This window comes from Naumannella halotolerans (assembly GCF_004364645.1).
Lineage (GTDB): Bacteria > Actinomycetota > Actinomycetes > Propionibacteriales > Propionibacteriaceae > Naumannella > Naumannella halotolerans.
This window is the reverse complement of the sequence record NZ_SOAW01000001.1, coordinates 413,130-427,802: the sequence shown is the minus strand read 5'-3', so window position 1 is coordinate 427,802 and position 14,673 is coordinate 413,130. Positions and strand designations below refer to the sequence as shown.

Annotated in this window: 11 protein-coding genes and 1 pseudogene; all 12 read right to left on the bottom strand. The window is 69.8% G+C overall.

Going from position 1 to position 14,673, the window contains the following annotated elements:
* Nucleotides 1-95: 95 nt before the first annotated feature.
* Nucleotides 96-815 carry a cell division protein FtsQ/DivIB gene (locus CLV29_RS02005; protein WP_133753405.1) on the bottom strand — a complete coding sequence of 240 codons (720 nt, stop codon included), beginning with the start codon at nucleotides 813-815 and terminating at the stop codon, nucleotides 96-98.
* A complete protein-coding gene (gene murC / locus CLV29_RS02000; protein ID WP_133753404.1) occupies nucleotides 812-2,122 on the bottom strand; it encodes a UDP-N-acetylmuramate--L-alanine ligase in 1,311 nt (436 codons plus the stop codon). The genes CLV29_RS02005 and murC overlap by 4 nt, the downstream gene beginning before the upstream one ends.
* Nucleotides 2,122-3,261: an undecaprenyldiphospho-muramoylpentapeptide beta-N-acetylglucosaminyltransferase gene (gene murG / locus CLV29_RS01995; RefSeq protein ID WP_133753403.1), complete on the bottom strand. Its 1,140-nt coding sequence runs from the start codon at nucleotides 3,259-3,261 to the stop codon at nucleotides 2,122-2,124. The genes murC and murG overlap by 1 nt, the downstream gene beginning before the upstream one ends.
* A gap of 80 nt (nucleotides 3,262-3,341) precedes the next feature.
* Nucleotides 3,342-4,622 (bottom strand): putative lipid II flippase FtsW, encoded by a 1,281-nt coding sequence (gene ftsW / locus CLV29_RS01990; RefSeq protein ID WP_208292721.1) that lies wholly within the window; start codon nucleotides 4,620-4,622, stop codon nucleotides 3,342-3,344.
* Between the two features lie 86 nt (nucleotides 4,623-4,708).
* A pseudogene (gene murD, locus CLV29_RS01985) lies at nucleotides 4,709-6,196 on the bottom strand (UDP-N-acetylmuramoyl-L-alanine--D-glutamate ligase); the annotation flags it as partial.
* On the bottom strand, nucleotides 6,178-7,245 hold the full coding sequence (gene mraY, locus CLV29_RS01980) for a phospho-N-acetylmuramoyl-pentapeptide-transferase (protein ID WP_133753401.1): 1,068 nt from the start codon (nucleotides 7,243-7,245) through the stop codon (nucleotides 6,178-6,180). The gene mraY and the pseudogene murD, both read right to left, overlap by 19 nt.
* Entirely contained in the window at nucleotides 7,242-8,726 is a 1,485-nt protein-coding gene (locus CLV29_RS01975; RefSeq protein WP_133753400.1) for a UDP-N-acetylmuramoyl-tripeptide--D-alanyl-D-alanine ligase, read from the bottom strand. The genes mraY and CLV29_RS01975 overlap by 4 nt, the downstream gene beginning before the upstream one ends.
* Nucleotides 8,723-10,255 (bottom strand): UDP-N-acetylmuramoyl-L-alanyl-D-glutamate--2,6-diaminopimelate ligase, encoded by a 1,533-nt coding sequence (locus tag CLV29_RS01970; RefSeq protein WP_243831670.1) that lies wholly within the window; start codon nucleotides 10,253-10,255, stop codon nucleotides 8,723-8,725. The genes CLV29_RS01975 and CLV29_RS01970 overlap by 4 nt, the downstream gene beginning before the upstream one ends.
* 111 nt (nucleotides 10,256-10,366) lie before the next feature.
* On the bottom strand, nucleotides 10,367-12,097 hold the full coding sequence (locus CLV29_RS01965; protein WP_166649098.1) for a peptidoglycan D,D-transpeptidase FtsI family protein: 1,731 nt from the start codon (nucleotides 12,095-12,097) through the stop codon (nucleotides 10,367-10,369).
* A gap of 266 nt (nucleotides 12,098-12,363) precedes the next feature.
* The gene (ftsL, locus tag CLV29_RS01960) at nucleotides 12,364-12,975 is read right to left on the bottom strand and encodes a cell division protein FtsL (protein ID WP_133753397.1); all 612 of its coding nucleotides are present in this window, start codon (nucleotides 12,973-12,975) and stop codon (nucleotides 12,364-12,366) included.
* Nucleotides 12,972-13,976 (bottom strand): 16S rRNA (cytosine(1402)-N(4))-methyltransferase RsmH, encoded by a 1,005-nt coding sequence (gene rsmH, locus CLV29_RS01955; protein WP_133753396.1) that lies wholly within the window; start codon nucleotides 13,974-13,976, stop codon nucleotides 12,972-12,974. The genes ftsL and rsmH overlap by 4 nt, the downstream gene beginning before the upstream one ends.
* 186 nt (nucleotides 13,977-14,162) lie before the next feature.
* Nucleotides 14,163-14,606, bottom strand: a complete 444-nt coding sequence (gene mraZ, locus CLV29_RS01950) for a division/cell wall cluster transcriptional repressor MraZ (RefSeq protein WP_133754968.1) — start codon at nucleotides 14,604-14,606, stop codon at nucleotides 14,163-14,165.
* Nucleotides 14,607-14,673: the final 67 nt, after the last annotated feature.

Sequence of the window (14,673 nt, the reverse complement as noted above, 5' to 3'; positions counted from 1 at the left end):
CGTTCCGCAGGTATCGCACGCAAACGACTCCCTGAGCTGCAGGATCTGCGGAACGGACGTGGACACGTGACCCTGGGCGAAAGCAGGTCCAGGTCTCAGCGGGTGACCGGGTTCCCCGGGGAGCTGACATCGATCACCTGGGCGTCCTGGCCCAACAAGGCGGTGGCCACCTCGGCCTTCAACGCAGGTTCGTCGGCGGAGCCGAAGAAGATGTCGGGGCCGCCGTCGAGTTCGAGGGTGATGTCGTCGCGATCGGTGGCGGTGATCTGCTCGGCCCGCTCCTGCAGCTCCGGGGTCAGCGCACCGGCGACCGAGGCGACCTCGGACAACAACCGCGCGTCACCCTCGGGTACGTCGGCGACCGGCAGGTCGAGGCCCTCCACCTCGCGATAGGCGAAGGTGGCACCGTCGGCGGCGACGAAGACCCGCGACGCCTCCGCACCGACCACCATCACCGGTTCTCGTTCGACGAGCGCGATCCGGACGGTGCCGGGCAGATCCCGGCTGACCGTCACCTGGGCCACCTCGGGCAGGCCGGCGACCACCCGATCGGCGATGTCGGTCTCCGAGACCCGGATCAACGGTTCACCTGTCGGTACCTGTGCCGCCTCGGTGACCTCGTCGACCGACAGCAGGCGATTGCCCTCCACGACCGTCTCCCGGACCGCGAACACCGGTGAGAAACCGACCAGGTAGACCAGGCCGGCGAGCAGCACCAGCACGGCGGCGACGATCCCGGCATTGCGCAGCCGGTTCCGGAACCGTCGCCGGCGGCGCTGCTGCAGCGCCCCGGAGATCTCGGTGGCAGAGCTCACCGGGGCAACTCCGCGACGATCTTCGGGCCGAGTCGGGTGATGTCACCGGCCCCCAGGGTGAGCACGATGTCGCCGGGCCTGGCGGCGGCAGCGATCAGACCGGGCAGCTGCTCGGCCGAGACCACCTCGGCACCGGGCAACCGGTCGGCGATCAGCGCGGAGGTGACACCGGGGATCGGCTGTTCCCGCGCCGGGTAGATGTCCAGCAGGTAGACCTCATCGGCGGCGGCCAGGCTCTCGGCGAATCCCTCGGCCTGATCCCGGGTACGGCTGAACAGGTGCGGCTGGAAGATCGCGATCACCCGTCCTCCCCCGGCCTCCCGGGCAGCGGCCAAGGTGGCGGCGACCTCGGTCGGATGGTGGGCGTAGTCGTCGAAGACCCGGACCCCGTTGACCTCGCCGACCGGCTCGAAACGCCGGTGGGTGCCGCTGAAGGCCGACACCCCGGACAGGTCGTCGATGCCGAGCAACTGCAGCACGGCGACCGCGGCGGTGGCATTGGATCGGTTGTGCGCCCCGGGCACCGACAAGGCGATGCCGGTCAATGGCACCTCGGCATCCGCCGTGCCGTAGCCGACCACTGCGACACCGGCGGCCGCGGCCCGCTCGACGAGTGCGGCCGCGCCCGGATCGGCCAGGTTCACCACCGCCGTACCGGCTGTGGCCAGCAACCGGTCGAATCCCGCGGCATAGGCCTGCGGAGTCCCCCAGTTGTCCAGGTGGTCGGCCTCCACATTGGTCACCACCACGATCTCCCGCGGCAGTTGCAGGAAGGAACCGTCACTCTCATCGGCCTCGGCGACGAACGGTGTCCCCGGCGTCCCGGCCTCGGCACTGCTGCCGATCCCGGCGATCGGCGCACCGACGACGAACCCGGTGTGCACCCCGGCCGCCCGCAGACCGGCGACGATCATCGCCGAGGTGGTGGTCTTGCCATGGGTACCGGCGACCGCGATCGAGACCCGCCGGCCCATCAGCACGGCCAGGGCGGCCGACCGATGCAGCACCCGCAGCCCGCGGGCGCGTGCCTCGACCAGTTCCGGGTTGTCCTCGGCGATCGCCGAGGAGACGACCACGGTCCGCGCATCGGCGAGTTGTCCGGCGCTGTGTCCGACATGGGTACGGATGCCCCGCAGCGCCTGCAGCGTCGGCGAGTCCGCCTTGTCGCTGCCGGAGACCTGCAGGCCCAGGTCGGCATAGATCTGGGCGATCCCGGACATCCCGGAACCACCGACGGCGATGAAGTGCAGGGGCGCGAGATCTGCCGGTACGAGACCGGCCAGGTCGACCGGTGCGACCAGCGCCATTACCGGGCCACTGCCACTGCTGCTCGGGCCAGCACCTCGGCTGCATCGGAGGGGAAGCTCGCCTTCGCCGCAGTTGACATCTGCTGCAGCAGCTCCGGGTTCTTCACCATGTCGATCACCTCGGCCTCGATCCAGGTGGCGGTGAATGCGGAGTCCTCGACCAACCGGGCACCGCCGGCACGGACCAGCGACTCGGCATTGCGTACCTGCTCACCGTTGCCGTGCGGCAGCGGCACCAGCACGGTCGGCAACCCGACCACTGCGGTCTCCACCACCGTGCCCGCCCCGGAACGACCGATCATCAGGTCGGCGGCGGCATAGGCATCCTGCATCATGTCGACGAACCCGATCGGGTGATAGCCGGCGCCGGTCTCGGGGTCGGTGATGCTGCGGTGCTCCTCGGTCAGTTTGTCCGGACCGAGGACGTGCAGCACCTGCACCCCGGCGGCCAGCAGCGCATCCCGGGCCTGCAGCACCGCGGCGTTGATGCTGGCCGCACCCTGGGATCCACCGCTGACCAGCAGTACCGGCTGGTCCTCACCGAGCCCGAAGGCCTCCCGGGCCGCCGGCCGGGCGGCCTCCCGGTCCAGGTCGGCGATCGCCGCGCGCAGCGGCAGTCCGATGATCTGTGCCGAATCGCCCAGTTCGGTGCCGGGGAAGGTGGCGAAGACACGCTCGGCGAACCGGGCGCCGACCTTGTTCGCGACCCCCGGGACGGCATTCTGCTCGTGCACCAGGATCGGCAGCTTCAACTGCTTCGCGGCCAGGTAGACCGGGGTGGAGACGTACCCGCCGTACCCGACGACGGCGTCGACCTGCAGCCGCTGCAGGGTCTGCTTGGCCGAGCGCACCCACCTCAGCAGCCGGACCGGGAGTGCGAACAGGTCCAGATTGGGGCGCCGCGGCAGCGGACCGGCCTCGATCAGTTCGAGCGGGATCCCGGCGTCGGGAACGACCCGGCTCTCCAGTCCCCGGGAGGTGCCGAGTGCGGTCACCCGGACACCGGAGTTGACCAGTTGCTGCGCCGTCGCGATCAGCGGCGAGGTGTGCCCCGCGGTCCCTCCGCCCACCAGTGCGATGTGTCGGACCTTCTCCGGACCGCTCGATACGTCCGCGGCCGGACCGTTCTGCGTCGTCATGCGACCGATTCTCCTCTCCGGGACCGGCCTTGCGCCGGGCCCACCAGTGGCGCCTTGCGGTGCCGCCCGGCCGGCGCAGCTCAGCGGCTGCCGACCAGGGTGGTCACGCGCGGGGCACTGCCACGACGTCGCTGTGCCCGCAACTGCCGGGCCTCCGGCTCATGCCGGGCACAGGCAACCAGTACGCCCAGGGCGCACAGATTGGCCAACAGTGCGGAACCACCGTAGGACACCATAGGCAATGGCACACCCAGCACGGGCAGCATCCGCAGCACCACGGCCATGTTGATCAGCGCCTGCAGCGAGAACCAGGCGGTGATCCCGGCGGCGGTGTAGCGGCAGAACGGGATGTCGCTGCGGAGCGCGATCCGCAGGCCGGCGAAGGTCAGCACGGCGAACAGGGCGAGCACCGACAGGCTGCCGATCAGCCCGAGCTCCTCGGCGATCACGGCGAAGATGAAGTCGTTGTGCGCCTCGGGAAGGGCTCCCCATTTCTGCCGGCTGCCACCCAGACCGACACCCCACCAGCTCCCGCTGGCGATCCCGTACAGCGACTGGATCTGCTGCAGGTTGGAGCCGTCGAGACCCTCGTCGGGGTTGAAGAAATAGCTGAACCGGCGCATCCGGTCCGCCGAGAGCACCGTCATCGGTACCAGGGCGGCGATGGTCAGCACCGTCATCGAGACGAGCAGCCTCATCGGCGTACCGATCGCCCAGAGGACGGCGGCGACGATCGCGATCATGATCACCGCCGTACCGAGGTCGCCCTGGAACACGACCAGCCCGATCAGGACCAGCGCACCGGGCAGGAACGGCACCAGCAGGTGCTTGGGCTGTTCGAGCAACCGCTGCTTGCGGTGGAAGATGTCGGCACCCCACATGATCAGCGCCAGCTTGGCGAACTCCGAGGGTTGGATCCGGAACAGATCGGTGCCCAGTTTCAGCCAGTTGCGGTTGCCGTTCACCTCCACCCCCAGCGGGGTGTAGGTGAGGATCAGCAGGACGCAGGCGAGGATCATCGCCACCCAGGAAAGGGTACGCAGGGTGGACGGGGTCAATCGGGACAACACGATCGCGGCCACCACCCCGATCACCAGGAAGAACCCCTGGCGTTTCAGGAAGTAGTAGGGGTCGCCGTAGTTCTCACCGGCGAAGACGCTGGAGGACGACAGCACCATCATCACCCCGAGGCCGACCAGCAGCACCGACGAGGCCACGACCAGATGGGTGGTCGCCATCGGATGGGCGAGTACGGCCCGCAGTTGGTCGCGCAGGTCGCGGTCGGTGACCGGTTCGTCGACGACGGGCTGTGTCCGGCCGGTTCGGCCTTCGCGGGTATGGGGGGAAGATCCATCCGCCACGGGTGCTACTCCTTCGTCGAGTCTCCAGAGCTGGGGTCGGTGCCCGGCTCCGCCGGGTGGACATCGGGGTCGGGCTGGGTACGCAGGTCGCTGCCGGTGACGGTGGCGACGGCGGCGGCGAAGTCCCGACCCCGAGCGGCGAAGTCGCTCCACATGTCGTGACTGGCCGCTCCGGGTGCCAGCAGCACCGCATCACCGGGCCGGGCGAGTTCGTGTGCCCGTTCCACCGCCTGCCTCATCACACCACTATCGGTGGCCTCGAGATGGATCAGCGGGACCTGCGGCGCGTGTCGGCGCAGCGCCTCGGCGATCCGTTCGGCGTCCACCCCGATCAGCACCGCCGCTCGCAGCCGGGGCGCGTGCCTGCGGACGAGGTCGTCGAAGGTGGCCCCCTTGGCCTGTCCCCCGGCGATCCAGACCACCGAGTCATGGCTGGCCAGGGAGGCCTCCGCCGCGGCCGGATTGGTCGCCTTGGAGTCGTCGATCCAGTCGATGCCGTCGGTGGTGGCCAGCAGCTGCATCCGGTGCTTCAACGGGGTACTGGCCCGCAGCCCGTCGCGGACCGCCCGTGGTGAGACGTCGAAGGAGCGGGCCAGGGCGGCTGCGGCCAGGGCATTGGCGACGGTGTACGGCCCGGGTGAGGGCAGCTCGGAGATCGACAGCAGTTCGGCGGCCGAGGTACGCCGTTCGGCGACGAAGGCCCGGTCCACCAGCAGGTCGTCGACCACCCCGAGCATGCTCAGCCCGGGCACGCCCAGGGTGAAGCCGATCGCCCGGGCGCCCTCGACCACCTCGGCGTCGACCACCATCTGCTCGGTCGCCGGATCGGCGACGTTGTAGACGCAGGCGTGGCTGACCCCGGAGTAGATCCGGGCCTTGTCCGCGGCATAGGCCTGCATCGAACCGTGCCAGTCGACATGGTCCTCGGCCAGATTCAGCACCGCCGCCGACCAGGGGGCGATGCTGTTCGACCAGTGGAGCTGGAAGCTGGACAGCTCCACCGCCAGTACGTCGTAGCCCTCCGGATCCAGCACGGTCTCGGTGATCGGTGCCCCGGTGTTGCCGACCGCAGCGGTCCGCAGACCGGCCGCGGTCAGGATCTCGGCCAGCATCCGGGTGGTGGTGGTCTTGCCGTTGGTGCCGGTGATCGCCAGCCAGGGTACGTCCGACATCCGCCAGGCCAGCTCGGGCTCGCCCCAGATGGGTACGCCCAGCGCCGCGGCCTGGCGCAGCAGCGGGTTGTCCGGTCGCCATCCGGGTGAGGTGATCAGCAGGTCGGGCCGAGCGGGCAACTCGGCGCTCGCTCCGGTCCCGAGCCGGACCTCGGCGCCGAGCACCTCCAACAAGGTGGCCCGTTCGAGATTGTCGGGACTGTCGGACTCGTCGCAGACGATCACCCGCGCACCGAGCTGCAACAAGGCGTCGGCGACGGCGAACCCGGAGCGGGCGATCCCGCCGACGACCACGGTGGCCCGGGGCCAGGGCTGGGAGTGGTCGCCACCCCGGGGACCGCGCCACCCGGCCAGGTCCGGCCCGTCCGGTCGCGGCCCGGCGCTCACAGCCAGGCCACCCATTCGGCGTAGAACAGGCCCAGCCCCAGGGCCGAGCAGATCCCGGCGATGATCCAGAACCGGATGACGATCGTCACCTCGGCCCAGCCGAGCAACTCCAGGTGGTGATGCAGCGGCGCCATCTTGAACAGGCGTTTGCCCTTGGTCGCCTTGAAGTAGCCCACCTGCAGGATCACCGAGGCGGTGACCACGACGAACAGGCCGCCGAGGATCACCAGCAGCAGCTCGGTCCGGGTGAAGATCGCGATACCGGCCAGTGCCGCCCCCAGGGAGAGGGATCCCGAATCACCCATGATGATCTTCGCCGGTTTGGCGTTCCACCACAGGAAGCCGAAACAGGCACCGGCCAGGGCGATCGAGACCATCGCCAGGTCGAGCGGATCGCGTACCTCGTAACAGCCGGCACCGACCGAGCGGATGGATCCGCAGGACTGGTTGGACTGCCAGATGTTCACCAGGGTGTAGCTGGCGAAGATCATCGCGCAGGCGCCGGTGGCCAGACCGTCCAGACCGTCGGTCAGGTTCACCGCGTTGGAGGTGCCGGCGATCATCAGGATGATCCAGATCACCACCAGCACCAGTGGCAGCTGTGGTCCGAAGTCGCGCAGGAAGGACAGTGCGTAGGAGGCAGGGGTGACCCCGCGCTCGTCGGGCAGCAGCAGGGAGGCGACGGCGAAGGAGATGCCGACGATCGCCTGGCCGATCAGCTTCGCCTTCGCGTTCAGCCCCAGACTGCGCTGGTTGGAGATCTTCATCCAGTCGTCGAGGAACCCGACGATGCCCATACCGACGAACAACCAGAGGATCAGCAGGCCCGAGGCGGTCGGTGCCGACCAGGTGAGCAGGTGGGCGATGAAGTAGCCGAGGACGGTGGCCAGGATGATCACCAGACCACCCATGGTCGGTGTACCCCGCTTGGTGTGGTGGCTGGTGGGTCCGTCCTCGCGGATGAACTGGCCGTACCCGTGCTTGGTGAAGTACCCGATCGCCAGGCGGGTCCCGAGCAGGGTGATGATCATCGAGATGCCGCCGGACAGCAGGATCGCTCTCATCGCTCCGACACCTCCTCCGTCTCCGGTACGGCCCCCAGGCTCTCGACCAGTGCGGCCGCGACGACCTCCAACTGCTGGGCCCTCGACGCCTTCACCAAGACGACGTCCCCGGCGCGCAGGTCGGCTTCGATCTGTGCTGCCACGTCTCTCCTGTCCTGGTCGGTCTGTGCGGCCATCGTGCGTACCTGTGGCACCCCGGCGGTACGGGCTGCGTCCACGGTCGCCGCCGAATACTCTCCCACTCCGAGGAGCAGATCGAGGTTCAACGCGCCCGCAGCACGACCCACGGCCTCATGCTCTGCCCTGCTGGCCGGTCCGAGCTCCAACATGTCACCGACCACGGCGATCGCCCGACCGGAGCGTTGGCGGGCGATGTTGGCCAGGCTGTTCAACGCCGCCTGCATCGAGTCCGGGTTGGCGTTGTAGGCGTCATTGATCAACAACACCTCACCCGGCCCGCCCCCGGGTGGACGCAGTCGGGTCAGTTCCATCCGCCAGGCCGACCGGGCGCCGGCGGCCGACAGCTGTCCGGCGATCCGTTCAGCGGCCTCGGTCCCCAGGACCGCCACGGCGCAGGCGGCGGCGGCCAGGGCATTGCCGATCTGGTGGCGGCCGCTTTGCTGCAGTCGTACCCGGTGACCATCACCCACCCCGGCCACATCGGCGACGTTCAGGGTGAAGCTGTAACGGTCGAGCGCGTCGACGCTCTCCTCGGTGGACCAGACGAACAGTTCCCCGGCCTGCCGTGGACGGCCTCCGACCGCCCACCAGGCCAGATGGGCCGAGGTCCGCTCGGCCATCGCCGCGACCCGCGGGTCGGTGGCGTTCAGCACCGCCCAGCCATCGGCGGGGAGTGCCTCGACGAGCTCGCCCTTGGCCCGGGCGATCGTCTCCTGGTCGCCGAACTCACCGATGTGGGCGTGTCCGACGTTCAGTACCGCCCCCACCGTCGGCGGGGTCAGGGCGCACAGGTGCGCGATGTGGCCGATACCGCGGGCACCCATCTCGGCGACCAGCCAGCGGGTGTCGGGTTCGACCCCGGTGGCGGTCAGCGGCAGCCCGTACTCGTTGTTGTACGACCCCACCGGGGCGACGGTCGGGCCGCTGGCCTCCAGCAACTGGGCCAGCAGGTCCTTGGTCGAGGTCTTGCCCTGTGAGCCGGTGAGTGCCACCACTTCGGCCTCGGAATGGTCCAGCACATAGCGGCCCAGCGCGCCCAGGGCGACCACCGTGTCGGCGACGACCACCTGCGGCAGGTCGCCGATCGGGCGTTCGGTGAGCACCGCCGCGGCACCGGAGCCGATCGCATCGGCGGCGTAGTCGTGGCCGTCGACGCGTTCCCCGGCCACGGCGACGAACAGCGCCCCGGCGGTGAGCCGGCGGGAGTCGATGCTGACCTGCGGACCGACCGGCAGTTCCGGGTCACCGATCACCCGGCCGTCGACGGCGGCGGCGATCTCGGCCAGCCGAAGGATCCTCATGGCCGTTCTCCCTCGGACAGTGCCGACCAGCACTCGGCGATCACCGTGGCGTCGTCGAACGGACGTATCTCACCGGCGATCTCCTGGCCCTGTTCGTGCCCCTTGCCGAGCACGGCCACCACGTCACCGGGCGCTGCCAGCGCCAGGGCGGTACGGATCGCGCTGCGCCGATCGCCGGCGTCACGCAGGTCCACCTCGCGACCTTCATCGGCGAGCTGGTCGACGGCTTCGCGGGCACCGGCCAGGGCGGCCGCCCGGATCGCGGCGGGGTCCTCTGTCCGCGGATTGTCGTCGGTGATCAGCACCACTGCCGCCCGACGAGCCGCAGCGGCCCCCATCGGCCCCCGCTTCTTCCGATCGCGGTCACCGCCGCAGCCGAGCACCGCGATCACCCGGCGGCCCCCTTCACCGGCGGCGGTCAGGGCGGCCTCCACCGCCTGCGGGGTGTGGGCGAAGTCGACGAAGACCTGCGGGGCGTCCCCGGACAGCACCACCGGCTGCATCCGGCCGGGGACGGTCGCGCTCGTCAGTCCGCGGGCGGCGGTGCCGATGTCCAGGCCGAGGGAGTCGACACAGGCCAGCGCGGTCAGGGCGTTGCGCACGTTGTACCGGCCGGGCAGCGGTGTGCTGAAGCGGAGCTCCCCGTGCGGTGTGGCCGCCAGGATCTCGGTCCGGCCGTTCGCGGTGCGTACCTCCAGCGGGTGGTAGTCGGCTTCCGGGGCGCCGACGGTCAGCAGCGGCAGCTCGCCGGCTGCGGTGATCCGGTCGGCCAGGCGCTGTCCGTACTCACCGGTCCCGTCGCCGATCACGACCACTGCCCGGCGGCTGTGTTCGGGGGTGAACAAGGAGGCCTTGGCCTCGAAGTACTCCTCCATGTCGGCATGGAAGTCGAGGTGGTCACGCCCCAGGTTGGTGAAGGCCGAGACCTCGAACCGGGCACCGGCGGTGCGCTGGTAGGCCATCGCGATCGACGACACCTCCATCACCACGTCCGCCGCGCCCTGGCCCGCCATGTCGGCCAGCAGTGCATGCAGGTCCGGCGATTCGGGGGTGGTGACGGTGGTACGCCGACGGTCCAGCGGTCGGCCGTCAACGGCGAACCCGTTGGTGCCGATGACTCCGACGTGATCCCCGACCGCGCGCAGGCCGGCCTCGATCAGGTGGGCCGTGGTGGTCTTGCCATTGGTCCCGGTGACCGCGACCAGGCGTAGCCGCTGCGCGGGCTCGCCGTGGACCACCGCGGCCAACGGCCCCATCACCGCCCGCGGGTCGGCGACCTGCAGCACCGGGATGTCGAGTTCACCGATCAGTGCCGCACCGGCCGGGTCGGTGAGTATCGCCAGTGCCCCGGCGTCGCGGGCGGCGGCGGCGAACCGGGCACCGTGGGTGTTGGTCCCGGGCAGGGCCACGTAGAGGTCTCCGGGACCGACCTGACGGGAGTCCAGGACGACGCCGGTGACCCCGGTCGGAAGGCCTGCCGGGAGCCGGGGGTCGGCCGCGGAGCCGGTGGCCGGATCGACCGCAGACACATCTCTCCCCTCGGCCGCTGACACAGACCTGAACCTACTCATCGGCGACTGTCGAGCCAAGTTGTGGCCCGGGCCGGGCGGGCCCGCTCGCCCCTCGCTGACCACAGGTCATCACCAGTCGATGGCGGGATAATCGGCCTTCTTGGTCGACGGCGGGATCCCGTACCGCGGCAGGGCGTACTCCATGATGTCGCGGAACGGTGGAGCGGCATCGGAGGTGCCCGAACCCTCGGCGTCCTGCATCACCACATAGGTCAGCAGGGTCGGATCCTCGGCCGGCGCGACGCCGACGAAGGAGGTGGTGAAGCTGTCGTACTTCTGGGTCTCGGTGTTGAACTTCTGCGCCGTACCGGTCTTGCCGGCGGTGTTGTAACCGTCGACTGCGGCCAGCCAGGTGTTGGTCTCGGGGCCGACGACGGAGGTCATCATGTCCACCACCGCCTCCGAGGTCTCCTCGGAGACGACCTGCCGGGACTCACCATGGTCGACCTCCACCGGCTGGCCGTCCGGTCCGGTCGCCGACCGGACCAGGGTGGGCGGGTTGTAGACGCCACCGTTGACCACCCCGGCGACGGCGGCGGCCATCTGCACCGCCGTGGTGGAGTAGGCCTGACCGAAGGCGATCCGGTCACCGCTGGCGCTGTCGAAGGTCTCCTCGTCGGGCAGCAGTCCGGTGGCCTCACCGGGTACCTCGACCCCGGTCTTCTGACCGATCCCGAAGTCCTTCATGTAATCCCGCAGGACCCCGTCCTCCAGCTTCCGGTTGATCATGATCATGCCGACATTGGACGACTTCACCAGGGCCCCGCGGGCGGTCAGGTTGATCAGCCCGTGGTCCCAGTGGTCGGTGACGGTGGAACCGCCGGCCTCGATCGACCCCGGGATCTGCAGTCTCGTCTCCGAGGAGATGGTGCTGGAGTCGATGGCCGCAGCCATGGTCAGCACCTTGCCGGTCGAACCGGGTTCGTAGGCGTAGGTGACGGCCCGGTTGAACATGTCGTCGGGGTTGGCCTGCGACGGAGAGTTGGGATCGAATCCGGGGGTGTTGGCCAGAGCGACGATCTCCCCGGTCTTCACGTTCATCACCACTGCGGAGGCCGAACTGGCACCGTTCTCCTCCATCGCCTGCTGCAGGCGGCGTTCGGTGGCCGACTGGATGGCCGCGTCCAGGGTCAGCTCGTAGCTGACACCGTTCACCGCCGGTTCGACCACATTGCGCCCGAGTGGGATCCGGTAACCGGAGGAGGATTCGTAGCTCTCGGTGCCCGGGGTACCGGACAAGTTCTCATCGGCGGCCATCTCGAAACCGGCCGCGCCCTCCCCCTCGGAGTTCACGAAACCCAGCACCGCGGCGGCGGTCTCGCCCTCGGGGTAGAGGCGGATCGGGTCGGTCTGCCGGAAGATGCCGTAGACGCCCAGGGAGTTCAGCTCGTCGGCGATCTTCACATAGGTCGCCACCGGGACCTTCCGGGCGATCACCGAGTAGCGGGTGTCGGGCTTGGTCAGGGCAGCCCGGTACGCCTCGGGATCGGGGTCGTCGATGTACTTGGCCAGCACATCGATGATCACCCCGGCGTCCTCGGCGACCAGGGTGGGATCGGCAGTGATCATCACCGCATCCTCGGTGGTCGCCAGCAGGGTGCCCTGGCTGTCGGTGAGCACCCCGCGCTCGGCCGGCAGTTCGACGGTGGAGGTGAAACGACTCGCCGCCTTCTCGGCATAGGCCTGGGTGTCGAGTGCCTGCACCTCCACCAGGCGGCCGGCGAACACCGAGGCGCAGATCGCCAGTACGACCATCATCGCGCGCAGCCGGAACTCGGCCCGGGCCAGCGGCCACCGCAACGGCTGCCGGCGGCGACCGGTTCGGCGCGCGGCGGCTGCGGTCCGGGCGGTCCCCCGCCGGGAGGCTCCCGGCCGGGAAGAAGCGGAAGAAGCCGACCGGGAAGAATCACGCGAGCGCCGGCTGCTGGTGCCGCTCGAACCGCCCGGGTCCGCCGAGCGGGAGGAATCGACCGGGCGGCGCCGGGTACGACGCGAGTCCGCCGATCCTGCCTTGGCACCGTTCCCCGTCCGCCGCCGGCGGCGCATCCGGTCCTCGGGTTCGCGACTCACTGGCCACCTCCATCGGTCTCACCGTCGTCGCCGCCGCCGCTGTCGCGCTCGGCCTGCTGCTTGGCCTCCTCGGCCTGCTCGGCCCGAACGGTCTCCCGCCGCCGCTCCCGCGACTCCTCCTCCGCAGCCACCCGCTTGTCGGCCTGCGCCGCGGTCTCGTCGCGCTGCTCCTCGCGTACCGCAGCAGGGTCCCGGTCGAGGAACGCCTCGGGATAGTCGTCACCGCTCGCCCGTACCTCGCCGGTGATCTCCCCGTCGGGCAGGGAGACGAAGGCGGTGTGGTCCCGCGGCCGCATTCCGATGTCGGAGGCGCGTCGGGTGAGGGTACGGGTGGAGCTCTGCTCGTCCAGGGAGGCCTGCAGCCCCGCCTCGGCGTACGACAGGTCACGTACCTGGGTGTTCAACCGACTGAGCTCGAAGGCCTGCGACTGCAGGGTCGTGTTCAGCAGCAGCAGTCCGGCCATGCCGACACCGAGGATGGCGACCAGCACCACCAGGAACGGGACCCGGGAGATCGGTGCCGTGGCCGGTTTCGGCACCGACGCCAGGCGGTGGGACCGTTCGGGACGTTCGTCACCGGAGGGTCGCAGCGAGGTCAGGGCGCTCATGCGGCCTCCTGTTCGGTGTGCCACAGGTTCTCCACCGCACGCAGGCGGGCGGAGGCTGCGCGGGGGTTCTGCGCTGTCTCGGCCTCGTCGGGTCGCTCCGCACCGCGGGTGAGCAGCCGAAGGTGGGGATGCAACTGCGCATCGGGTACGGGCAGGTGCCGCGGGACCTCGACGGTGGAGCCGTCGCGGAAGGTGTTCTTCACCAGCCGGTCCTCCAGCGAGTGGTAGGCCAGTACGGCCAACCGCCCGCCGGGCAGATCCCCCTGCGGGGCGGCCAGGGCGTCGATGGCGGCGGGCAAGGCTGCGGCCAGGGAGTCCAGTTCGCCGTTGACCTCGATCCGCAGTGCCTGGAAGGTCCGTTTCGCCGGGTGCCCCCGGCGTCCGCTCCCCGGTCGGCGGTTGCGGTGGGGCCGGCTGGCGACCCGTTCGACCAACTGCACCAGCCGGGCGGAGGTGGTGAACGGTTCGATCTGCCGGTCGGCGACGATCGCCCGGGCCAGCGGACGGGCCGCCGGCTCCTCACCGTAGGTACGCAGGATCCGTACCAGTTCGGCCTCATCGGCGGTGTTCAGCAGCTCGGCTGCGGTGAACTCCGAGCGGGTGTCCATCCGCATGTCCAAGGGCGCGTCGACGGCATAGGCGAAGCCCCGCTCCGCGCGGTCGATCTGCAACGAGGACAGGCCCAGGTCCATCAGCACGGCCTGCACCTTCGACACTCCGGCCTCGGCCAGGGCGCGCGGGAGTTCGTCGTAGGCGGCGTGGACCAAGGTGGTACGCCCGGCGAACTCCGCCAATCGCTGCTCGGCCAGCGCCAGGGCATCGGCGTCCCGGTCGATCCCGATCAGCCGGGCGCCGGGAACGGCCTGCAGGAGCGCGGCGGAGTGTCCGGCCAGCCCGAGGGTGCAGTCGACGAACACCGGATCGGGTCCGGTCATGGCCGGGGAGAGCAGGTCGATGATCCGCGGCAGCATCACCGGCACATGGCGTGCCTGCTCCGTCATCTCGACCCCTCACTGCTGGTACTGCTCGTCCCGGACGGGTTCGGATCCGTCCGGGTCCGGGTATCCGTATCGCGTGGTCTCAACCCGAAGGCCCTGCGGCCGCCTGGCACCGGGGAAGGGATGCCAGCCGACCAGGCCCCCGGGTTGACACCACGCGATGCGGTGCACCCGGTCACTGCTGCCCGACTACTGCTGTTGGGTCTCGCCGACCCGGGGCAGAACCTCGTCGAGGTCGGCGAAGTCGGCTTCCTGCTCTCCGACGTAGGCCTCCCAGGCGGTCTGGTCCCACACCTCGACCCGGTCGATCGCGCCCGTCACGACGATGTCCTTGTCCAGTCCGGCGTAGCGCCGGAGCTGGGGCGGAATCGTGATCCGGCCCTGCTTGTCGGGGATCTCGTCACTGGCACCCGACGCCAACATGCGTTGGTAGTCGCGAACCTGCTTCACCGTCCCCGGTGCTTGCGCAATCTCCCTGGTCTTCGCGATGAACGTCTCCTTCGGGTAGATCGCCAGGCACCGTTCCTGTGCGCGGGTGATCACCAGTCCCTCGGAGAGTTCCTCGCGAAACTTCGCCGGGAGGAAGAAGCGTCCCTTGTCGTCGAGCTTGGGGGTGTGTTCACCGAGGAACATCGCACCTCCCATTCACGCCGAATAGCTCCACTTTCCTCCACTGAGCGCCACTGTACTCCACTTTCCT

Coding starts and splice junctions, on each gene's coding strand:
- murC (WP_133753404.1), bottom strand. CDS start 2,122: ATGGCGCTGGTCGCACCGGTCGACCTGGCCGGTCTCGTACCGGCAGAT.
- murG (WP_133753403.1), bottom strand. CDS start 3,261: ATGACGACGCAGAACGGTCCGGCCGCGGACGTATCGAGCGGTCCGGAG.
- mraZ (WP_133754968.1), bottom strand. CDS start 14,606: ATGTTCCTCGGTGAACACACCCCCAAGCTCGACGACAAGGGACGCTTC.
- CLV29_RS01975 (WP_133753400.1), bottom strand. CDS start 8,726: ATGAGGATCCTTCGGCTGGCCGAGATCGCCGCCGCCGTCGACGGCCGG.
- mraY (WP_133753401.1), bottom strand. CDS start 7,245: ATGAGAGCGATCCTGCTGTCCGGCGGCATCTCGATGATCATCACCCTG.
- rsmH (WP_133753396.1), bottom strand. CDS start 13,976: ATGACGGAGCAGGCACGCCATGTGCCGGTGATGCTGCCGCGGATCATC.
- ftsL (WP_133753397.1), bottom strand. CDS start 12,975: ATGAGCGCCCTGACCTCGCTGCGACCCTCCGGTGACGAACGTCCCGAA.